This is a genomic window from Halalkaliarchaeum desulfuricum, from assembly GCF_002952775.1.
Lineage (GTDB): Archaea > Halobacteriota > Halobacteria > Halobacteriales > Haloferacaceae > Halalkaliarchaeum > Halalkaliarchaeum desulfuricum.
Genome location: NZ_CP025066.1, coordinates 109,886 through 130,060 on the forward strand (window position 1 = coordinate 109,886; position 20,175 = coordinate 130,060).

Annotated in this window: 17 protein-coding genes and 2 tRNA genes; 14 read left to right on the plus strand and 5 right to left on the minus strand. The window is 65.0% G+C overall.

The window, feature by feature from the left end; translation table 11 throughout:
- Positions 1-54: 54 nt before the first annotated feature.
- The gene (locus AArcSl_RS00555) at positions 55-258 is read right to left on the minus strand and encodes a hypothetical protein (RefSeq protein WP_119813698.1); all 204 of its coding nucleotides are present in this window, start codon (positions 256-258) and stop codon (positions 55-57) included.
- Between the two features lie 161 nt (positions 259-419).
- On the opposite strand from AArcSl_RS00555, the gene AArcSl_RS00560 reads away from it, so the two are divergent.
- From AArcSl_RS00560 to artA, 3 genes are all read left to right on the plus strand, one after another.
- A tRNA-Ser gene (locus AArcSl_RS00560) sits at positions 420-501 on the plus strand.
- A 129-nt stretch (positions 502-630) separates the two neighbouring features.
- Positions 631-1,416: an NAD-dependent glucose-6-phosphate dehydrogenase Azf gene (gene azf, locus AArcSl_RS00565; protein WP_119813700.1), complete on the plus strand. Its 786-nt coding sequence runs from the start codon at positions 631-633 to the stop codon at positions 1,414-1,416.
- Between the two features lie 64 nt (positions 1,417-1,480).
- Positions 1,481-2,653: an archaeosortase A gene (gene artA / locus AArcSl_RS00570; protein ID WP_119813702.1), complete on the plus strand. Its 1,173-nt coding sequence runs from the start codon at positions 1,481-1,483 to the stop codon at positions 2,651-2,653.
- Here the strand turns inward: artA and dph5 are convergent, their stop codons facing one another.
- Positions 2,654-3,451, minus strand: coding sequence for a diphthine synthase (gene dph5 / locus AArcSl_RS00575; RefSeq protein WP_119813704.1), 798 nt, complete (start codon positions 3,449-3,451; stop codon positions 2,654-2,656).
- 282 nt (positions 3,452-3,733) lie between these two features.
- Between dph5 and AArcSl_RS00580 the strand changes: the two genes are divergently transcribed.
- The 4 genes from AArcSl_RS00580 to AArcSl_RS00595 are packed head-to-tail and all read left to right on the plus strand — an operon-like array spanning position 3,734 to position 6,715.
- The gene (locus AArcSl_RS00580; RefSeq protein WP_119813706.1) at positions 3,734-4,273 is read left to right on the plus strand and encodes a pyruvate ferredoxin oxidoreductase subunit gamma; all 540 of its coding nucleotides are present in this window, start codon (positions 3,734-3,736) and stop codon (positions 4,271-4,273) included.
- Complete coding sequence (locus AArcSl_RS00585; RefSeq protein WP_119813708.1) at positions 4,270-4,542, plus strand: 4Fe-4S binding protein; 273 nt, start codon at positions 4,270-4,272, stop codon at positions 4,540-4,542. Before AArcSl_RS00580 ends, AArcSl_RS00585 begins: the two co-directional genes overlap by 4 nt.
- A complete protein-coding gene (locus AArcSl_RS00590) occupies positions 4,542-5,759 on the plus strand; it encodes a transketolase C-terminal domain-containing protein (protein ID WP_217563482.1) in 1,218 nt (405 codons plus the stop codon). Before AArcSl_RS00585 ends, AArcSl_RS00590 begins: the two co-directional genes overlap by 1 nt.
- Positions 5,759-6,715, plus strand: coding sequence for a thiamine pyrophosphate-dependent enzyme (locus AArcSl_RS00595; RefSeq protein ID WP_119813712.1), 957 nt, complete (start codon positions 5,759-5,761; stop codon positions 6,713-6,715). Before AArcSl_RS00590 ends, AArcSl_RS00595 begins: the two co-directional genes overlap by 1 nt.
- Positions 6,716-6,741: 26 nt before the next feature.
- Here the strand turns inward: AArcSl_RS00595 and AArcSl_RS00600 are convergent, their stop codons facing one another.
- Positions 6,742-8,124, minus strand: coding sequence for a metallophosphoesterase (locus tag AArcSl_RS00600; protein ID WP_119813714.1), 1,383 nt, complete (start codon positions 8,122-8,124; stop codon positions 6,742-6,744).
- 133 nt (positions 8,125-8,257) lie between these two features.
- Here AArcSl_RS00600 and AArcSl_RS00605 point away from each other — a divergent pair, with 133 nt between their 5' ends.
- Both AArcSl_RS00605 and AArcSl_RS00610 read left to right on the plus strand, forming a co-directional pair.
- Entirely contained in the window at positions 8,258-9,913 is a 1,656-nt protein-coding gene (locus AArcSl_RS00605) for an ABC transporter substrate-binding protein (protein ID WP_119813716.1), read from the plus strand.
- Positions 9,914-9,971: 58 nt separating this feature from the next.
- Positions 9,972-10,376, plus strand: a complete 405-nt coding sequence (locus AArcSl_RS00610; RefSeq protein ID WP_119813718.1) for a zinc ribbon domain-containing protein — start codon at positions 9,972-9,974, stop codon at positions 10,374-10,376.
- A 695-nt stretch (positions 10,377-11,071) separates the two neighbouring features.
- Here AArcSl_RS00610 and AArcSl_RS00615 read toward each other — a convergent pair.
- A tRNA-Pro gene (locus tag AArcSl_RS00615) sits at positions 11,072-11,144 on the minus strand.
- A 173-nt stretch (positions 11,145-11,317) separates the two neighbouring features.
- Between AArcSl_RS00615 and AArcSl_RS00620 the strand changes: the two genes are divergently transcribed.
- The 5 genes from AArcSl_RS00620 to AArcSl_RS00640 all read left to right on the plus strand — a co-directional run bounded on the left by AArcSl_RS00620 (position 11,318) and on the right by AArcSl_RS00640 (position 17,055).
- On the plus strand, positions 11,318-11,941 hold the full coding sequence (locus AArcSl_RS00620; protein ID WP_119813720.1) for a helix-turn-helix domain-containing protein: 624 nt from the start codon (positions 11,318-11,320) through the stop codon (positions 11,939-11,941).
- Positions 11,942-12,209: 268 nt separating this feature from the next.
- A complete protein-coding gene (locus tag AArcSl_RS00625; protein ID WP_119813722.1) occupies positions 12,210-14,534 on the plus strand; it encodes a molybdopterin-containing oxidoreductase family protein in 2,325 nt (774 codons plus the stop codon).
- Positions 14,531-15,151, plus strand: coding sequence for a 4Fe-4S dicluster domain-containing protein (locus tag AArcSl_RS00630; RefSeq protein ID WP_119813724.1), 621 nt, complete (start codon positions 14,531-14,533; stop codon positions 15,149-15,151). Before AArcSl_RS00625 ends, AArcSl_RS00630 begins: the two co-directional genes overlap by 4 nt.
- A 6-nt stretch (positions 15,152-15,157) precedes the next feature.
- Positions 15,158-16,228 carry an NrfD/PsrC family molybdoenzyme membrane anchor subunit gene (gene nrfD, locus AArcSl_RS00635; RefSeq protein ID WP_119813726.1) on the plus strand — a complete coding sequence of 357 codons (1,071 nt, stop codon included), beginning with the start codon at positions 15,158-15,160 and terminating at the stop codon, positions 16,226-16,228.
- A gap of 98 nt (positions 16,229-16,326) precedes the next feature.
- On the plus strand, positions 16,327-17,055 hold the full coding sequence (locus AArcSl_RS00640; protein WP_119813728.1) for a TorD/DmsD family molecular chaperone: 729 nt from the start codon (positions 16,327-16,329) through the stop codon (positions 17,053-17,055).
- A gap of 27 nt (positions 17,056-17,082) precedes the next feature.
- Here AArcSl_RS00640 and AArcSl_RS00645 read toward each other — a convergent pair whose 3' ends face one another.
- A complete protein-coding gene (locus tag AArcSl_RS00645; protein ID WP_119813730.1) occupies positions 17,083-20,085 on the minus strand; it encodes a DEAD/DEAH box helicase in 3,003 nt (1,000 codons plus the stop codon).
- Positions 20,086-20,175 lie beyond the last annotated feature (90 nt).

The window sequence follows — 20,175 nt, forward strand, 5'->3', positions numbered from 1 at the left end:
GTTCTCCCGTTCGGGGCGGAGTACAAAAAGAACGACGTGTTCGGGACGGCGCTGTCAGCCGTCGATCCAGTCGAAGCTGTCGGTCCCGTCGAACTCATCGAGGTCGGAGGGATCTACCAGATACTCCGAGTCGATCTCCTCGGGGCGCATCGCCGGCGGTTCCTCGTCGGCGCGAAGCTCTCGTTCCGCCAGGTGCCGCTCGAGCTGTCTCCGCTTGTTACGACCAGTTCGTTCGCGGCCTGTCTTCGTATCTGGCATCGTCACCTGTGTTAACTATTCCCACGGTAATAAGCTTTCCCGAAAGAGAGATCCACGATCGGCTGTCCCAGTCGTTCGTGTCGTCCCCGTCCGACCACCGCCTGTGCCGCCGTCACACGAAAAGAAGGACTTAACAGTCTCAGCGGAGTAAATTGGAACGAGCCGGGATGGCCGAGTGGAAAGGCGCACGCCTGGAAAGCGTGTTCCCTCACGGGATCGAGGGTTCGAATCCCTCTCCCGGCGCTTTTTTGCGGCACTCAGTCGTCGAGTGCCGCGTACAGCGGTCACTGGAGGGGATTCGAACGAAACGACACGCAGCCCTGACCGGAGAACCACACGATATTTCCCCTCGCTCGTCGGAATAATAGTCGAATGGACGAGCCAGTCCTGTTGACGGGCGCGGGAGGCCGGGTCGGACAGGCCATCCTGGACGGGATCGGCGAGCCGTACGACTGGCGACTGTTCGACCGGGAACCGCTGTCGGCCGAGGAGCGTCCACCCGGAGTTAGCCGCGAGGACGTCGTCGTCGGGGACGTCACCGACGAATCGACGGTCGCGGAGGCGGTCGACGGCTGCGGTGCGGTGATCCACCTCGCCGGCGACCCCCGGAAGACGGCGCCGTGGGACAGCGTCCTCCGGAACAACATCGACGGCACGCAGGTCGTGATGAACGCGTCGGTCGAGGCAGGCGTGGAGAAGTTCGTGTTCGCCTCTTCGAATCACGTCGTCGGCGCCTACGAGACCGACGACCGGACCCCCGGAATGTACCGGACAAGCGACGAGTTTCGACTGGACGGCACCGAGCTCCCGCGCCCGGGGAACCTCTATGGGGTCTCGAAGGCGACCGGCGAGTTCCTCGGCCGGTACTACCACGACGAACACGATCTGTCGGTGGTGTGCGTCCGGATCGGCAACCTGACTCGGGAGCATCCGCCGCCGGAGTACGAGCGCGGCCACGCGATGTGGCTCTCCCACCGGGACTGTGCTCACCTGTTCGATCGGTGTCTCCGGGCCGACTACGGCTTCGAGATCGTCTACGGCATCTCCGACAACGACCGCAAGTACTACTCCATCGACCGAGCGCGGGAGGTTCTGGGGTACGATCCGCAGGACAACTCCTCGGAGTACCGGTTCGACGGGACGCCGAAGGGCGAATGACGATCGACGGGACGCCGAAAAACGAGTAACAAGGGATTTACTCACCCATCCCGTTATCGCGGATATGCACGGCACCGCCCCCGGATCAATACCCCCGCCGGCCAGCCTCCTCCAGGTCGGCCCGGACGGGCTGTTCGAGGTCGGCCCCGTTTCCGACGGGCTGGCGTGGCTCTCGATCGGCCTGTTCGTGCTTGCGGCCCTACTGGAGTGGCGGCAGCGCCGGCGAGCCGGGACGAGCGGTAGCCTCGCGTCCGGGGCGTCGATCGGGAAACCAGTCCGGGTGGTCGCGTTCGCGGCGTGGCTCGTCTTCGCGGCGTTCTGGCTCAACCTGGTCCCCCACTTCGCGTTCGTCCACCAGTCGTACGTCGAGGGGATATTGAGCCTCGTCGCGGTTCCGGCGTCCGCGTACGTCGGCTGGCTCGTCTACTCCGGCCGGGACACGCTGTTCGTTCTCACCCGTGCGGTCGCGGTCATGGGCGTCGTCTACCTCCCGTTCGAGACGATCCCCGCGCTGTCGATCGCGGGGGTTGCACTCCCCGCACCGAGGCAGGTGTTGATCGAACACACCGCCGTCATGACCGCATTCGTGATGGAGGCGGTCGGATACACGCCCGAGATGATCGAGAGCAGCGAGGGCTACGACGCCACGTTCCGGTGGCTCTACGCCGACGGCGGCGAGGAACACGCCATCTACGTCACCGTCGTGCTCGCGTGCACCGGAATCGGGAGCATGTCGATCTTCGCGGGACTGATCGCGGCGGTTCGGGCGCCGCTGGTCCGCAAACTCCGTGCGCTCGCGCTCGCGATCGGGATCATCTACGTGCTTAACGTGCTCCGCACCTCGTTCATCACGATTGTGACCGGCAACCAGTACATGCGCTGGTTCCCCGAGGCAGTGCTGTTCCTGTTCGGCGAGACCAACCCGTACCGCGTCTCGTTTCTGGTCTCCGATCGGATCATCAGCCAGGTGCTTGCAGTCGTCGCCTTGATCGGCGTCACCTATCTGGTGGTCCGACAGCTTCCGGAACTCCTGATCGTTCTGGAGGACGTCCTCTACGTGCTCACCGGCGAGGAACACGACCTCCAGGAGGTAATCGACCTCCCGCGGGAACCGACGAACCTCGAAGACCGCGGACGACCCGCGACCACGGCGTCAGTGGACACGGCCGGCGGGGGGGCAACGGAGGCAACTGGGGGCGAGGTGGGCGAGGCGAGTGATCCCGACGGGGTGGACTGATCACTCCCCGAGGAGTTCCGCAGGGGCGCCCGCCAGTCCGGCCAGCGCGTCGGCCTCGACGTGATGGAGATCACCGGGGACGACGAGCAGGTGGAGCGGATCCCCGAACGACCGGTCTGCAAGGGCCGACAGCCGATCGGCTGCGACGACCGGATCGGGACTCCCGGCCCGGGCGACGACGACCCCCAGTTCGTCGCGCCACGCCGACGCGAGCAGGTCGGCGGCGACGTCGGCAGTCATGTACTCCTCGTGATCCGGATCCGGTCCCCGCGGACCCGTGCCGACCTTGATGTCGAGATACACCAGGGTGTGGAGACCCCGATCGCGATTGGCCTCGACCGAATCGAGCACGCTGTCGGGGACCCCCTCGCCGCCGTGAGCGTACGGAAACGGGAGCGTGACTGCCTTCCCGAACCGGTAGTTCTGCAGGCCGGTGAGCCCCGCGGCGGCCGACTCGGCGGTTACCCCGTGGATCACTCGGGTATCGATCCCGCGTTCGTGGGCGCGCAGCCGGAGGTCGACGTGCGTCGTCGAGATCATCGTGTCGCCGGCCGTGAGAAACGCCACATTTCCTCCGGCTGCCGCCTCGAGAATCGGCTCCGGATCCCGTTCGACCCCCTCCCGGTCCCGGACCTCGATCTCGGTCCCGTGGTACGCCTCCAGCGTTTCGATGTCGGTCCCGATCAGTCGGCTGGTGTAAAACTCGGCGAAGGCGCGGTCCGCCGACCGGAGCGCCTCCTGTCCCTCGACGGTGACGGACCGCTCGTCGTAGAGCCCGAGCCCGATGAACGTGAGCATACCGGCGGAAGGCAGACTGGGAAGATAAGCCCCCGGCATCCCGGTCGAAGGTGGACACTCCCGCGAACGATCGCTCGAAAGATACCACGCAACAGTAATATAATGTAAAAACATGATAGAGTCCTCATAGTTCGAACCACTCCCACCAATTGGCGGACAGTTCTCCGATACCCCCATTATCTTTCATCAACATTACAACGATCTGATATGATATAGTCCCCCAACATAGCGGGAATACGTTGACCGGGATCGGTTCCCTACAGTCAGCTGGGAGACGCTCGTATGCAGGAAATCAGAATTCACGGTCGCGGAGGACAGGGGTCGGTGACGCTGGCTCAGCTCATCGCGGGTGCTGCCTTCGAGGGATCCAGTTGGGCGCAGGCGTTCCCGGCGTTCGGCGTGGAGCGCCGGGGCGCGCCGGTCGAGGCGTACGTCCGGCTCGACGAGAACCGCATTCGGGTGCGGAGCCAGGTCACCGCACCCGACTACGTGATCGTCCAGGATACGTCCCTACTCGATATCGTCGACGTGGCCGACGGGATGAGCGAGGAGGGATTGCTCCTGGTAAACAGCACGGACTCCATCGAGGAGCTCGGCCTCGATCTCGACGTCGAGGTCAAAACGATTGACGCCACCGCGATCGCCCGCGAGCACCTCGGAGTTCCGATCGCCAACACCGCTCTCATGGGCGCGTTCGCGGCAGCGACCGGGCTCGTCGAGCCCGATTACGCCAAGGCTGTCGTCCGAAAGAAGTTCGACGAGAAAATCGCCGAGAAGAACGCCGCCGCGATCGACGCCGCGGTGCAGGAGGTGTCGGCATGAGCGCCGACGAGCAGCTGACGCTGGGGGGGGTCGTCGAGCCCCGAACGAGTCTCGCAAACGAGACGGGCAGCTGGCGCTCACAGCGTCCGGTGTTCGACGCCGAGACCTGCATCGGCTGTGGGCTCTGCGAGCGGTTCTGTCCCGACGGGGTCGCACAGGAGGTCGAGGGGGGCGCGTACGACGTAGATCTGACCTACTGCAAGGGCTGTGGCATCTGTGCCGGGCAGTGTCCGGTGGACGCCATCGAGATGGTACCGGAGGTGAAATGATGACGCGGGAGATCATAAAAGGCACCGACGCCGTCGCGAAGGCCGTCGTCGGCGCGGACCCGGACGTCGTCTCGGCGTACCCGATCACACCTCAGACGGGGATCGTCGAAGGGATCGCCGATCTGGCCGCTGACGGCCACTACAACGGAGAGTTCCTGCGCATCGACAGCGAGTTCAACGCCGCCTCGTCGGTGATCGGCGCGAGCGCCGCCGGCGCGCGGACGTTCACCGCCACCTCCTCGAACGGGCTGAAGCTGATGAGCGAGCCGCTTTTCACCGCCGCGGGGATGCGGCTTCCCCTCGTTTTGGCGGTCGCGAATCGCAGCATCTCCGCACCGCTTTCGATCTGGAACGACCACACCGACACGATGGCCGAGCGTGACTCCGGGCTGATTCAGCTGTACGCCGAGGACGTCCAGGAGGCAGTCGACAACACGCTGATCGCGTTCCGCGTCGCCGAGGAACTGAAGCTGCCGGTCATGTCGAACCTCGACGGGTTCGTCCTCACGCACGTCCAGGAGCCGGTCGACGTGCCCGAACCCGAGCCGGTGGAGGAGTTCCTGCCGCCGTACGAGCCCGAACAGACGCTCGATCCCTCGGAGCCGAAGACGATGGGCGCGTACGCCCGACCCGAACACTGGACCGAGGCGAAGTACGTCCCCCACGAAGTGTTGCTGCGGGCCGGCGACGCCATCGAACGTGCCACCGCCGAGTTCGAGGAGGTGTTCGGCCGCTCGTACGGCGACGCAGGCGGGCTTGTCGACACCTACCGGCTCGACGACGCCGACGTCGCGTTGCTCACTCTCGGCAGCCTGGCGGGAACCGCAAAGGACGCTGTCGACCGGGCCCGAGAGGACGGGATCCGCGTCGGGGTTGTCCGGCCGCGAGTGTTCCGGCCGTTCCCGGGCGAGGCGCTGCGCGAGGTGCTCGGAGGCGTCGAGGCTGTCGGCGTCCTGGAGAAGGCGATTTCGCCGGGATCGGGGGGGCCCCTCTCGATGGAGCTCAAGTCCGAACTGTACAACCTTCCGGACCGCCCCCTGGTCCGCGACTTCGTGATCGGTCTGGCCGGCCGTGACATCACCGTCGAGGACGTCGTCGGCATTGCCGACGAGCTGTACGTCGACGCCGACGTCTCTCCCCACGAGTTCGCGCCCGACGAGGAGGAGGTCTGGCCGCAGCTCCGCGAGGAGATCCTGCCCGAGGAGGTGTCCCACTGATGTCCACAGAGCAACTCGATGAGAAACTCGACGACGTATCTGAGTTCGACTACGACGACGCCGGCTTCGCGCCGGGTCACCGCGCCTGTTCGGGGTGTGGGCCGGCGCTGGTCGCGAGACACGTCGTCGAGGAGGCGGGCGAAAACACGATCGTCGTCAACCCGACCGGCTGCATGGAGGTGGTATCCTCGCCGTTCCCCGAAAGCGCCTGGGGGGTCAGCTGGATCCACAACGTGTTCGCCAACGCCCCCGGCGTCGCCTCGGGGATCGAGGCGGCGTACCGGTCGTTCTCCCGCCAGGGGCGCGAAGAGTTCGAGGACCACGAGGACGTGAACTTCATCGTGTTCGCCGGCGACGGCGCCACCTTCGACATCGGGATGCGCAGCCTCAGCGGCATGTTCGAACGTGGACACGACGTCCTGTACGTCTGCTACGACAACGAGGCGTACATGAACACCGGCGTCCAGCGCAGCGGTTCCACCCCGCCGGGAGCGCACACCACCACGACCCCCTCCGGCGCGTACAGCACCGGGGAAGACAGCCCCAAAAAGGATATGCCCGCGATCGCGGCCGCCCACGGCGTGGAGTACGTCGCGACCGCGAGTATCTCCGACCCAATCGATTTCCGGAAGAAGGTCAGCGCCGGCCTGGAGATCGACGGTCCCGCCTACGTCCAGGTGCTCTCGCCGTGTCCGGTCGGCTGGGGATTCGACGCGGAGGAGACGATCGATCTGGGCGAATTGGCGGTCGAAACCGGCGTCTATCCGATCTACGAGATGGAGAACGGCGAGGTGACGGACGTGAAGACGGTCCGCGATCGGAAACCGATCGAGGAGTATCTCGAGCGACAGGACCGGTTTTCGCACCTGTTCGACGGCGAGGAGGGCGAGGAGACGATCGAAACGATACAGGCCGAAATCGACGCACAAGCCGAAGCACTCGACATCGACGGCTGATCGGCCGGCCGACGTCAGGGGCGGTTTCACCGACTGGCACGGGCGACCGCGTCGGCCGCATCGTCCCCCGAATCGTCCGTTGCCGCATCGTCCGTTGACGGATCGGCGTCGGACGGCACGACCGTCCGGTCGGGAAGCGTCGGGTTCGGCTCGCGGCCGAGTGTCAATAGTCGCTCCGTGAGGGTGAGCTCTTCGGAGACTGGGCTCGGTTTTTCGATCCCCTCGTACTCCACGGCCACGCCCTCCGGATCGGACTCGATCCGGACAGCACACAGCTGGTAGGAAGGATAAAAGACCGGGGGGAGTCGTCCGGCGATGACCTCCCGTCGGTGGAGTCGCTTCAGCCAGGTCCCGGTGTTGACCAGCAGGCCACCGTCGACCTCCCGTACTTTCGGCCGGTGGGTGTGGCCATAACAGAAGATCGCTGTTTCGGGGTTCTCAGAGAATATCTCCCGGGCAGCCTTGCGGTACGGCCGCTCCGGGTCGACCGTGATCTCGGTCTCGAAGACGCCGAACCGGTCGATCGTCTTCCGGGCGTCACGCAGGAAGAGGTAGGCAGGAATCCCAACGAGCAACAGCAGCCCGGCGATCGCGACGTTCACCGAAAGCAAGAGGTGGGCGGCCGCGCCGGCCAACCCGAACTCGCCGAGGAACGCCTCGGTGCGGTCGACCGGCATCGACCAGATCCCCGCCAGGTCCAGCCCCGCCAGCACCGCCAGCACGAGGCTGATGTTGAACAGGAACAGAAACGGGATCGCGGCGTACCGCAACAGGGGGTTCATCTCCCGATAGAAGTACTTCGAGACGAGCCAGTTCGGCATGCGCTCGGTGGGGGTGACCGCCTGGACGTCCTTCAGCCAGTTGAACCGGCCGCGGTCCGAGAGGTGGCCGGCACGGCTCACGACGTGGGTGTTGTAGAAGTAGCCGATCGGCGTCATGTGCGGGTTGCCCCAGTCTTCGATCCGGTTGTTGGGATCCTGCTGGTGGCCGTGTTCGAAGTGGATCACCCGATCGCCGACAGGGCGGGTGATCGATCGATCCTGCACGATCTCGACGTTGTACTCGGCGAACCGGTCGACGTACTCCTCGTAGGCGGCGAGTTCGTGGTCGTGGTTGCCGGGGAGCATCGTGATGGGGACGTTCTCGCCAGTGTCCCGGAGCTGCTCGAACAGCTCCGGATACGTTTCCTCGAGGACGTCGAACTTCTCCGGACCGTCGATACCGGTGAACTCCCAGAGCCCGAACGCGTCGCCGTTGATGATCAGCTCGACGTTCTCGTCGGTCTCTTCCAGTCGCCCCAGGAACTCGAGCAGTTCCTCGATGAACTCGATTTCCTCGAGCTGTTCGTCGCCACCGATATGGAGATCGCTGATCACGTAGTAGACCGGATCCTCGCCCTCGGCAGCCATATCGGGTGCTCCGGTTCCGGCGTATTAGGGATTGTCTTCGAGAGTGGACATCGGAGGAGTCTCCGAGATGTCGGTGATATTTGGCCGGTACGACAGGAACAGTTCTTTAGAACCCCTGTATTATCGTAGTTCGATGTCTCAAAAAGACGAACGGACGGTTCGACGACGCAACGTGCTCCGTATCGGTGCCGGTATTACTGCGCTCACGCTGGCGGGGTGTCTCGAGGACGCCGAACCCGCCGACGGGGAGGCGGATCCGGACGATGGGAGCGACGGGACCGACGGAGAGGACGCATCCGAGGAACCACGCGATGGGGGCGAACTGATCTTCGCACAGCAGCAGACGCCCCTCCAGCTGGATCCCATCGAGATCAACGACATCTACTCACAGCAGATCGCCTCACAGCTGTACGAGCCACTGTTCGACTTCGACGAGGGGACCGAACCCGTCCCGAAGATGGCAGCGGAGTTGCCGACGGTCGAACGCGACGGCGAACGGTACATCGTCGAACTCCGCGATGGCCCACGGTTCCACAACGACGAACCGGTGACCGCGACCGACGTCAAACACTCACTGGAGGCGCCCCTCGAAGAAGAAACCGCCAACGCCGCCGACGTCGAGATGATCGAATCGATCGATCTCGTCGACGAACAAACCGTCCAGATCGACCTGGAGTTCGGCTACGGCCCCTTCTTCACGCTGGTGCTCACCCGGAACATCGTGCCGCGGGACGCCCGGATCGAAGACCGGACGGCGTTCAACAACGAAACGCCGATCGGCTCCGGCCCCTACGAACTCGTCGACTGGACGGAAGGCGAGTTCGTCGAACTACAGCGGTGGGACGACTACTGGGACGAACTCCCCTACGCCGAGCGCCTCCGGTTCGAACCGATCGAAGAACAGACCACCCGCGTGACGGTGCTTGAAACCGGCGACGTCGACGTCATCGGCGGGATCCCACCGCAACTGTGGGAAACCGTCGAAAACAACCAGCAGGCGACGATCGACGACGCCCCCGGCATCTCCTACTTTTATCTCGCCTTCAACACGAACGAGGGGCCCGCCGCCGACCCGCAGGTCAGGGAGGCGATCGACTACGTGTTCTCCATGGATCAGGCCGTCGAAAACTTCGTCGAACCCGCCGGCGTCCGAAACTACGGGCCCGTCCCGGTGCCCGTGGCCGAAACCTGGGACTTCCCCACCGACCAGTGGGCCCAGATCCCCCACGACCGCGACCTCGATCGCGCGGCCGATCTGCTCGAGGACGCCGGCGTCTCGGAAGATTACGAGTTCACTATCCTCACGCCCCCCGACGACATCCGCGAACAGATCGGCGTCAGCGTCGGCAACGGCCTCGAAGAAATCGGCTACAGCGCACAGGTCCAGCGGCTCGACTGGGGGACCTTCACCGACACCTACAACACCGGCAACGAGGACGACTGCAACATGTACACCCTCGGCTGGCTCGGCGGTCCCGATCCCGACAACTACGTGTACAATCTCTTTCACGAGAGTCAGGAAGGCAGCACCAACGGCGTGTACTACCGCGACGGCGACCTGATGGAGCAGATCCTCGAAGCGCGGCGGGGCGGCAGCATCGAGGAGCGCCGGCCGCTGTACGAGTCGGCCATCGAGACGATCCTCGACGAGCGGTTGCACCTTCCGGCGTACAGTCTCAGCGTGTCGCTGGGTATCCGGGATCGCGTGAACGATCTGGTCGCCCACCCCCGCGAACAGCGCAACCCGCGGATGGTCAGCGACTACAACAACGTCTGGCTCGACGAGTGAGCCCCTCTCCCCCCCGCCCCCGGAAAGGATTATTTGGCCGCCGTCGGTAGACGGGCGTATGTCCCTGCGAACTGCCCTCCTGGCCGTCGGCATCCTCGTCGTCGGCTACGTGTTGTTCGTGACGGTGCTCGCGATGGGTCCCCTCGGCTGGATCGTGGTCGGAACGATGCTACTGATCGGGATGATCCAGGTGTATCGAAAGCGGCGTGGCCTGAATCGCGATGGAGAGACCCCTCCGCGGTTTTGCGCCAACTGCGGGGCGGAACTCGCCCCCGAATTCGGAGAGGGGGACGTCGAAGGCGAGGACAGTGAGTTCGGCGTCAACTACTGCAGTTCCTGCGGGGCGCCGGTGCCGTCGGCCGCCGACACCGCCACGGAGAAGCGACGGTGCAACTGCCCCGACTGTGGCGCACGGAACGACGCCGATCGATCCGAGTGTGACTACTGTGGGGCAGTGTTGTGAGGTCTTCCAGGAACGAGCGTAGCGCGGCCGGTGACCGGCCGTCTAATAAATGGTTGCGAAGTGCGGAAAAGTGGGCCGGCGCAGATGTCGAACCGGAACCAGAGGTTCCTGCTCGTCGCTTCGCTCCTGTGCGGGCTGCCTCTGGTAGGGTTCGAATCTGCTTGGCAGAGGACTTTTCACGCACTACGGACCGTTCGCTCCGCTCACGGTTGCGAAGTGCGGAAAAGTGGGCCGGCGCAGATGTCGAACCGGAACCAGAGGTTCCTGCTCGTCGCTTCGCTCCTGTGCGGGCTGCCTCTGGTAGGGTTCGAATCTGCTTGGCAGAGGACTTTTCACGCACTACGGACCGTTCGCTCCGCTCACGGTTGCGAAGTGCGGAAAAGTGGGCCGGCGCAGATGTCGAACCGGAACCAGAGGTTCCTGCTCGTCGCTTCGCTCCTGTGCGGGCTGCCTCTGGTAGGGTTCGAATCTGCTTGGCAGAGGACTTTTCACGCACTACGGACCGTTCGCTCCGCTCACGGTTGCGAAGTGCGGAAAAGTGGGCCGGCGCAGATGTCGAACCGGAACCAGAGGTTCCTGCTCGTCGCTTCGCTCCTGTGCGGGCTGCCTCTGGTAGGGTTCGAATCTGCTTGGCAGAGGACTTTTCACGCACTACGGACCGTTCGCTCCGCTCACGGTTGCGAAGTGCGGAAAAGTGGGCCGGCGCAGATTCGAACTGCGGTTACGGCCACCCGAAGGCCGAAGGATACCAAGCTACCCCACCGGCCCGCATATTGATACAGTTCCGTTCGTCGTTTAAGGCTTCCGGATCGACGGGGGGCGGCGGCCTGCGAGGCGCGAAAGACACCGGCCCTGTCGGTCGAAATATTAAACACTTCGCCAGTTTTCTCCACGGGAAAAGCCACGGGGGATTATTACAAGAAGTGAGTGAATTTTCTCACATGGGATCGGGAACCTCCATCGACAAGCTGCTCGGCGATTCCCGCGAGTTATGCGCCAAACTCTCCGTCCGCTTGCCCGAAGATCACCCCTGCCCGCTCACGGACGCGTGTCCGTGCGTGACCGATATCGAAAAGGCGAGCCTGAACGGTGACTGTCACCTGATCACGAAGGCGTCACCCGTTCGATCGTCGAACGACTCGGTCCGATACGTCAGAACCGAGATCGAGGAGTCGTGTTTCTGCAACGCCTTCACCGAACACGACTCCGTGGCGGTGATCGCCGACCGGAAAAAGGGCGAACTGACCGTCGAGACGTATCCCCCGGACCGATTCACCCTGATGGACATCGTGCAGGATCTCTCGGAGATCGCCGACGTGGAGGTCCAGCAACTCTCTTTGGTCTCGGGCAGCGAAAACCTCCACGAACTCCAGACAGTGAACGTCTCCCGACTGACCGACCTCGAGCGCGAGACCGTCGACTGGGCGATCGAACACGGCTACTACGAGCGCCCCCGCGAGGTCGGCCTCGACGAGATTGCCGACGAGTTCGGCGTCTCGAAATCATCCATCTCTCAACGACTGCGCTCCGCCGAGCGAAAGCTCGTTCTCGACGCGATGAGATAGCAAAAAGGGATCGGAGGCAGACCTCTCTCCCGACTGTCCAACCGACTGTTCCCCCCGACCGTCCCTATCCGAGAACCCACGGTTTGACACAGGTATACACCCTTCACACGTCCTCAGTTTAAAAAGACAGTATATCCGCAACAACCGGGATCAGGATCCAATCCGTATTCTCACCTGTGGTGGTCACCGTGACATCGAACCAGGTGCCGACACGGCGTAACGCCGGAGAGATGCCGGCGTCCGCCGTATACGAACGGAGGGAGCACTGATGAGTGAACGCGTCGGACCGTCCGAAAGCCAGGCAGTCGAACCGACCGGCGGCGGGCGCGTCAGTCGCCGAAACTTCCTGAAGACCAGCGCGGCAGCCGGGGCCGCCGCCGCCGTCGGCGGTGGTGCCATCTCGACGGAAACGGATACGGTCGCCGCCCAAGAGCAGACCGACCGCGAGATCGTCCACGGAAACTGCTGGATCTGTCGGGCCTCCTGCGGCCAGGAGATCGCGGTTGAGGACGGCAGAGCCATCGACCTCACCGGCGTCGACGGTCACCCGAAGGCCAGCGGCGGCCAAGGTCGCGAGGGGACACTCTGCTCGAAGGGCGTCGCCCAACTGGACAAGACCTACAATCCCAACCGGATCCGGCAGCCGTACATCCGGAAAGACGGCGAACTCCAGTCGGCCTCCTGGGAGGAGGCCATCGAATTCGCCGCCGAGCGGCTCGAACAGTTCCGCGAGGAACACGGCGCCGAGAAGATGCTCCGCTACCAGGGCTACCCGCTTACCGACACACACGACAAGCTCTTTCAGCGGATCTACGGCGCCGCGATCCAGGTCGGCCGGAAGACGACGTGTCACGGACCCTTCTCGGATAGCTGGGGCTGGATGGGCGGCTACGGTCGCGAGTGGCCCGACTGGCAAAACTCCGAGTACATCATCGCCTGGGGTCGCAACCCCATGGAGTGTTTCCGCGGGCAGTGGGAGCCCAAAGGCATCCTCGATGCACAGCAGAACAACGACGCGACCCTGGTGACGATCGACCCCCGATACACCAAGACCGCCGAGAAGTCGGACCGGTGGCTCCCGATCGAGCCCCGGACCGACGGCGCGCTCGCGCTCGCGATGGGCCAGGTCATCATCGAGGAGGGTCTCTACGACGAGGAGTTTGTCGAGGAGTGGACCTACGGCTTCGAGGCGTACCGCGAGAACGTCGCCGACAAAACGCCCGAGTGGGCCGAGGAGATCACCGACATCGACGCCGAGGAGATCCGCGAAATCGCGATCGGCTTCGCGAAGGCCGCCCCGAAGGCGGTGGCGTTCCCGTGGACGGGAATCGCCTACCAGGGTAACGGCTTCAAGAACGCCCAGGCGATCCATGCGCTCAACGGGCTCGTCGGAAGCATCGACACCGAAGGAGGCACCCGCCACTACGGCGGACCGGGCCTGAACGATCCCCACGCCGAGCGCGGGATCGACCTGCCGGACGCTCACGAGGACGCCGACCTGCCGGACTACGACGACTACCCCTTCCAGCGGCACATCCGGAACTACTGTCACAACTACGTGCCGACGATGGTCGAAAAAGGCGACATCAAGGGGTACGTCTCCAACTGGTCGATCTCGCCCAAGAGCGGCAACACCCAGGAATGGATCGAGGCGCTCGAGGAGATGGAGCTGGTAATCGTCGTCGACGCGTTCTGGACCGCCGTCAGCGAGAACGCCGACGTCGTCTTCCCCGAGTCGTCACAGATCGAACAGCCGTTCCTCGACAGCGGCGGGGACAGCTGTTACCCGACCCAACAGTGGGTCACCGCGTCCCCCGCCGCGATCGATCCGCTGTGGGACACCAAACCGTCGTTCGATATCTACAAAGAACTCGCCGAGGAGATGGGCTACGGCGAGTACTTCCCGTGGGACTCCGAGGAAGAATACCTCGACGAGAAGCTCGACGCGATCGACATGAGCTTCGACGAACTCGCCGAACAGAGCTACGCGCTCGTCGACGAGTACGGCTACCAGCAGTACCGCGAAGACGGGTTCAACACCGAAACGGGGCTGTTCCAGTTCGACCTGGAGCCGCACGAGAGCTACGCCGCCCTGGCCGACGAACTCGGCGTCAGCACGGCCCCCGAGTGGCAGCCGGTCGACGACGACCTCTACGGCGAAACGACCGACGACGAGTACCCGCTGCTGTTCACCGACGTGTTCGTCGAGCAGATGTCTCGCGGACACTGTCAGGCGCTGCCCCAGTCAGTCGAAGAGTACCAGGACCGTTACGGCTTCGACAGCTCCGATTACGGGGGCAACTTCCTTCACATCAACCCCCAGGACGCACGTCCGCGGAACATCCAGAACGGGGATATGGTCCGCGTGGAGTCCCGCGACGACGCCATCGAGCTCCCGGCGAACGTCTACGAGGGCGTCCGCCCCGGCTGGGTCGGCACCGAGAACGGCTTCGGAGAGGGGTCGTCCCATCCCGAGGAGGCAGGTGCGAACTCCATGATGCTCAACAGGGAACGACACGTCGAACCGGTGTCGGGCCAGGTCGACAGGAACCATCCTGTCGAAGTAACGAAGATCGGAGGTGACGGCGCATGAGCCGCCAGTGGGCCTTCTACTTCGACACCCAGAAGTGCATCGGCTGTCACGCCTGCTCGCTGTCGTGTCGCGTCCGCAACGACATCGACGCCGACGGGCCGAAGTGGCGCCGGATGGAACACGTCGCCGAGGGGTCGTTCCCCGACTACGAAGAGACGTCGGTGTCGATGTCGTGCTTCCACTGTGCGGAGTCGCCGTGCCGGCAGGTCTGTCCCACCCACGCGATCGAAAAACGCGAAAGCGACGGGATCGTCACCGTCGATCGCGACAAATGTATCGGCTGTCACTACTGTGCGTACGCGTGTCCGTTCGGCGCCGCCCTGTACGACGACGAAGGGCTGCTCTCGAAGTGTCACCTCTGTCTGGGCGAGGGCGCCGGCGACGGACACGGCAAGCCTGCGCGGCAAAAGCCCGAGGACGGCGGCGCCACGCCAGCGTGTGTCGACAACTGTGTCGGCGACGCACTGAAGGCCGGCCCGATCAACGAGATCCTCCGGGAGGCTTCCAAGGAGGCGGCCAACCGCTACAGCGAAAGCGATGTCGGGCCGGCGCTGGTCGTCGAACCAGTGACCCAGGAATCGCACGACTCGATCGAAACCACCGACCCGACCGGGTGACACCACATGCCCTACCACCCTGACGGGTTGATCTGGATACTCGAGCACCACTGGGACCTGAAGATCGCGATCTACCTCTTCTTCGGGGGCCTGGCCGGTGGTGCCTACCTCACCGGCTTTGCCGCAGACGTGTTGAGCCGGCGGGAAGACGGGACAAAAGCCGAAGCACTGCGGGCCACGAGCCGGTGGGGGATGATCGCCGCAGTCGTCGGTATCGCCGTCGGCGGGGTCATCCTGTTTACCCACCTGGGTGCGCCCCTGCGCGCGCTGCTGTTCCCGATCCTGTTCGTCAACTTCGAGTCCTGGCTGGTGATCGGCACCTGGACGATCGTGCTGTTCACCCTGGTGGCAATGATACAGGCGTTCTGGCAGATCTGGGGCCAGGAGACCGACGACGATCCCAGCACCTTCGCCCGGTGGATCACCCGCTGGATCGAGACACGGTTCGAGGTACCCCTCGAACACTGGCTCACCAGGCTGGGCCGGCTCACCCGTCCCGGAGAGCGTCTCCGGCTGGCGGTCCACGCCGGAGGCGCGTTTCTGGCGGTGTTGCTCGTGGTGTACACGGCGCTGTTGTTGAGCGAGGTAGCGTGGCTCTACCCCGCCTGGGACGGCACCCTTCTGCCGTTCCTGTTTCTCGCCAGCGGCCTCTCGATGGGCCTTGCCGCCACCGCCGGCCTCACGGGCATCTTCGAGGGCGTCTTCGGCACCGGCGTCCACGAGTTCAGCCTCGTCGACGACCTCGTGATCCTCGCGGAGATTGTCATCCTCGGATCGCTCGTGTGGACCCTCTCGCAGGGCGGCCCCGCAGCCCAGGCCACCTTCGAACTGCTGAGGACCGACATGGCACTGCTGTTCTGGGGCGGCGTCGTCGCCCTGGGACTCCTCGCGCCGCTGGTCCTCTCGGCGGCGCTCCTCGTCGCCGAGTGGCGCATCGACCTCCAGGCGACCCCGAAACTCCAGCGACTCGCACAGGCGACGTACACGGCCAAGTTCGGCCTGGTCGTACTGGGTGGGCTCCTCCTGCGATACGTGGCGCTTTTCATGGCCGTGAAAGCGCCACTCGTGGTCGCCTGAGAGGCAAGCCCTCTCCCGCTGCGCTGTCCCGCTGACTCCTCTCGTCTCTCCCTCGCACCGTCGCAGAAACACCGACGCGAAATCCGAACCGATAACCCATGACGAATCCCGACGCGACCACCGAACCCGTTCCGGAACTGGCGAACAGCGACGACTGGGCGCAGCTGTGCAGCCTGCTCGCCGAGTGTCTGAAACACCCCGACGAGCGGTTCTTCACCGACGTCGAGGCGGGACTGCTCGACACGGAGATCGACATGCTTGTCGATCGCCTGGATCTCCCCGAACCGGAGGGCGGCCCCGCGACCGAACTGCTGCCGGAGACGGTCGGCTCCCTCGACAACGAGTACATCCGGCTGTTCGAAGGGCTCGAATCCCCGTACGCGATCCCGGTGGAATCCCCCTACCGGGAGTGGCACGCCGGCACCGGACGCGAAGGCCTCCTCGAGGGACCGCCCGCCGACGAGATGCGCCGACGCTACGACGCGCTCGAAGCCGAGATTCCCGCCGCGTATCCCCCCGACCACCTCGCGCTTTTGCTCGATTACGCCTCCGTGCTCCTGGAGTCGGGCGGCCCCGACGAGTATCGTCCGTTCTTCCGGGACCACTTCGACTGGCTCCCGGCGTTCCAGCGGCTGCTCGAAACCGCCGAAGCCGACGCACCCTTCCACCGGTGGTGTGCGAGGCTCGCCTGCGAGTGGATCCCGATCGCTCGAAACCGACTCGACCTCCCCGAACCCACGGCCGGGGAACTCGACGAAATGGTCGAACGCGTCGACGCCACCGCCTCCAGCACCGGCGTCCCCGACGAAAAACAGTTCCGAGAGTAGACCAAGCTTCGTCGGCTGCCTGAAAAGTCAATCCCAGAACGACTGTGTTCGGGCGTACTGGCGCTCCTGCTCGAGAATGTCCCGGTAGAAGTCGTCCTCGTTTTCCCGAAGCTTCGCGATGATACGCGCGGCGTTGTGCGGCCCGACCCCGCGGGCCGCCATCGCGATCACCGCCTGCTTGCCGTGGCTCTGGACCAGGTTTGCCGAACGATACGCCCGTTCGGTGAGTCGGCGCTGTTCCTCGTCCTTCTCGCCGGACCGGACCGCAGCCGGCGTCTCCTCGTCCCACGGGTTGAGCGCGGCGATCCTGGTGGAACCGCAGTCGGGACAGTCCGGCTGGTCTTTCACCCGACGGACGGCTCGAGTTCGCTCCCACTCGAGACAGTGGAGACACAGGAGCCTGACGCGATCGTCCATGATCCGGTCCCGCACGGCGTCGATCACCGACGCGTCCGCGTTTTCGGGCACCAGGAACTCGCGTCCGCCGGACCGTCCTCCGGTGCCGAGTGGGGTCCGTTCGCCGACGATCGCGAGTTCGAGCGTCCGATCGCCGTTTCTCTCTTCGACGTCGTCGTTCGGGTCACCTCCTCCCTCCGCCGGCGTCCGAAGGCGACCCAGAAGCTCCGCCGTCGGCTCGACAGCCAGATCTCGATGGAACACTTCCCGAACAGCCTCCTCGAACACCGGCGTGTCCGAAAGCGCAGCGAGCAGCCGATCGGCGCCGAACCGGTGATCGCCCTGGTAGCGTTTCAGGGCGCCGAACTTCGCGGCCACCTGCGCGAGAGTGAACTTCAGGGTGTCCGACCGCTTCAAGGCGAGTTCGAGCAGCGGCTCGAGGTGGTCCGGGTCGGTTTCGAGAAGCACCTCCCGGAACGTCGACGGCCCGACCGACGGCGGCACCTCGAAGGAGATCCGGTAGGGATCCACCTCCATGCCGACCGACGAGCCGGTCCGCTGGCCGACCAGCGCCGCGAGCAGCCGTCCCAGCGTCTCGTTGATCTCGTGGCCGAACGTCGCGTTCAACGCGACTGTCCGCGCCTCCCCCTCCAGCAGGAGCCGTCGGTCGGTCGGCAGCGGCGCCCCCGACTCGACGTGTCGCTCGATCGGTTCGAGGGCGTCCGCGATCGTCCGCGCGTCCGCGGGGTATCGGCGGGCGAGTTCCCGGGCGACAGACTTCCGACTGCCGCCGGCCGCGATCTGCCTGCCGGCGACCCGGCGCAGTTCGCCGACCTCGCATGCCACCGCCGCCGGCACCGGGATCTCCTGGCCCACCCAGGAGGGAACCTCCCCGCCCGGGTCCTCTACCGGCGACACTTCCACCCGGCTCTCCTCGTCGTCGATCTTCGTGATCCGCCACATCTCCCCGCGCTGGATAAACGTCGCCCCCGGCTCGGCGAAGTTGACGACGAACCGCTCGTCGAGGGTTCCCACGCCCGTCCGCGAGGAGACGTCGTACACCTCGTAGGTCTCCTCGTCGGGGATCATCGAGAGGTTGGCGTAGAAGTACTGCCAGGAACCGCCGGTCTTCTCGATCCGGTCGTGATCCGTCTCGTTCCAGACGAGCCGGTTGCCCGCGATCTCGTCGATCACTTCCCGGAGTTGTTGCTCCGTGAGCTCCCGGAACGGGTACGCCGCAGTGAGTATCTCGTGGGCGTCGCCGACGGCGATCTCCCCGAAGTCCATCACGAACCCGACGAGCTGGTTCGCGACGACGTCGAGGCTGGCGTGATGAATCGCCGAGGGTTCCACCTCACCGTCCCGGGCTCTACGGGCGATCGCGAGCGCCTCGAGCGCGTCGTCGGGATCGCTCGTCAGGATCGTTCCCCGCGAGACCTCGTCGCGTCTGTGGCCCGCCCGGCCGACCCGCTGGAGCAGCCGGGCGACCTCTCGGGGACTGTTGTACTGGACGACGTGATCGACCCGCCCAACGTCGATCCCCAGTTCCATCGAGGAGGTGCACACGAGCGCGTCGATCTCGCCGGTCTTGAACCGGTCTTCCACGTCGATCCGGACTTCCTTCGAGAGCGATCCGTGGTGAACTTCGATCGGCGCATCGAGCTGTTTGAACCGCGATCCGAGCGCCTCGGCGGTCTGTCGGGTGTTGACGAATATCAACACCGATTCGTTTTCCTCGACTACGTCCCGGATAAATCGGACGTGGCTTGCGATCTCGGGATCGGTCGCGAGTTCGCCGGCGAGCCGCTCGTCCTCGTCTGTTACCATCGGTTCGGTGACGGTGAACTCAACGCGGCTGCCGACGTCGATCTCGACGATTTTACAGTCGCGGTCCGCCCCTCGCGGCCCCCCCTCGTCTTCGGTCGCCGGGTCCACGGCGGCGGCCGGGTGATCCGAATGCGGGGTTCCGACGCCGACCAGGAATCGGCCGACTTCCTCGGGATCGCCGACCGTCGCCGATAGTCCGATCCGCTGTGACGGTCCGGCGACAGCCCGGAGTCGTTCGAGTCCGACGGTCAACTGGGCGCCTCGTTTCGCCGCAGCGAGTTCGTGGACCTCGTCGACGACGACGTGATCGACGTCGGCAAGCGCCTCGCGCATCCGCGATCCAGTCAGGATCGCCTGGAGGCTTTCGGGCGTCGTGATCAACACGTCCGGGGGATCCTCTGCCTGTTTCTGACGCTGGTAGCTCGTCGTGTCGCCGTGACGAACCGCGATCTCGACGTCGAGCCGCTCGCCCCACCACTCGAGTCTGTCCATCATGTCGCGGTTGAGCGCCCGCAACGGGGTGATGTACAGCGCCCGAATCCCCCCGAGCGGTTCTTTCCCACGATCTCGGGTGCGCGCCCGGCGACGGACGATCGCATCGAGCACCGGCAACATCGCGGTTTCGGTCTTTCCTGTGCCGGTGGGTGCGACGACTAGGGCGTTTCGACCCGTCGAAAGCGTCGGGATCGCCAGGCGCTGTGGCTCCGTGGGGGTGGTGAACCCGCGGTCGGACAGCGCCTCGCGGACGGAGGTCCCGAGCGCGGCGAACGCGTCCATCCCGGCATCGACCGATCGCCCCTCTGGCATCGTCAACGGTAACGGGGCGACGCGATTAAGGCCACCGCTTCGACGGTTCCCAGTCCCAGCCCCAGGGATTGCCCGACCTTATAAGTCGGT

Coding starts and splice junctions, on each gene's coding strand:
- azf (WP_119813700.1), top strand. CDS start 631: ATGGACGAGCCAGTCCTGTTGACGGGCGCGGGAGGCCGGGTCGGACAG.
- AArcSl_RS00630 (WP_119813724.1), top strand. CDS start 14,531: ATGAGCCGCCAGTGGGCCTTCTACTTCGACACCCAGAAGTGCATCGGC.
- AArcSl_RS00600 (WP_119813714.1), bottom strand. CDS start 8,124: ATGGCTGCCGAGGGCGAGGATCCGGTCTACTACGTGATCAGCGATCTC.
- AArcSl_RS00640 (WP_119813728.1), top strand. CDS start 16,327: ATGACGAATCCCGACGCGACCACCGAACCCGTTCCGGAACTGGCGAAC.
- AArcSl_RS00595 (WP_119813712.1), top strand. CDS start 5,759: ATGTCCACAGAGCAACTCGATGAGAAACTCGACGACGTATCTGAGTTC.
- nrfD (WP_119813726.1), top strand. CDS start 15,158: ATGCCCTACCACCCTGACGGGTTGATCTGGATACTCGAGCACCACTGG.
- AArcSl_RS00585 (WP_119813708.1), top strand. CDS start 4,270: ATGAGCGCCGACGAGCAGCTGACGCTGGGGGGGGTCGTCGAGCCCCGA.
- AArcSl_RS00625 (WP_119813722.1), top strand. CDS start 12,210: ATGAGTGAACGCGTCGGACCGTCCGAAAGCCAGGCAGTCGAACCGACC.
- AArcSl_RS00590 (WP_217563482.1), top strand. CDS start 4,542: ATGACGCGGGAGATCATAAAAGGCACCGACGCCGTCGCGAAGGCCGTC.
- artA (WP_119813702.1), top strand. CDS start 1,481: ATGCACGGCACCGCCCCCGGATCAATACCCCCGCCGGCCAGCCTCCTC.
- AArcSl_RS00610 (WP_119813718.1), top strand. CDS start 9,972: ATGTCCCTGCGAACTGCCCTCCTGGCCGTCGGCATCCTCGTCGTCGGC.
- AArcSl_RS00555 (WP_119813698.1), bottom strand. CDS start 258: ATGCCAGATACGAAGACAGGCCGCGAACGAACTGGTCGTAACAAGCGG.
- AArcSl_RS00645 (WP_119813730.1), bottom strand. CDS start 20,085: ATGCCAGAGGGGCGATCGGTCGATGCCGGGATGGACGCGTTCGCCGCG.
- AArcSl_RS00605 (WP_119813716.1), top strand. CDS start 8,258: ATGTCTCAAAAAGACGAACGGACGGTTCGACGACGCAACGTGCTCCGT.
- AArcSl_RS00620 (WP_119813720.1), top strand. CDS start 11,318: ATGGGATCGGGAACCTCCATCGACAAGCTGCTCGGCGATTCCCGCGAG.
- AArcSl_RS00580 (WP_119813706.1), top strand. CDS start 3,734: ATGCAGGAAATCAGAATTCACGGTCGCGGAGGACAGGGGTCGGTGACG.
- dph5 (WP_119813704.1), bottom strand. CDS start 3,451: ATGCTCACGTTCATCGGGCTCGGGCTCTACGACGAGCGGTCCGTCACC.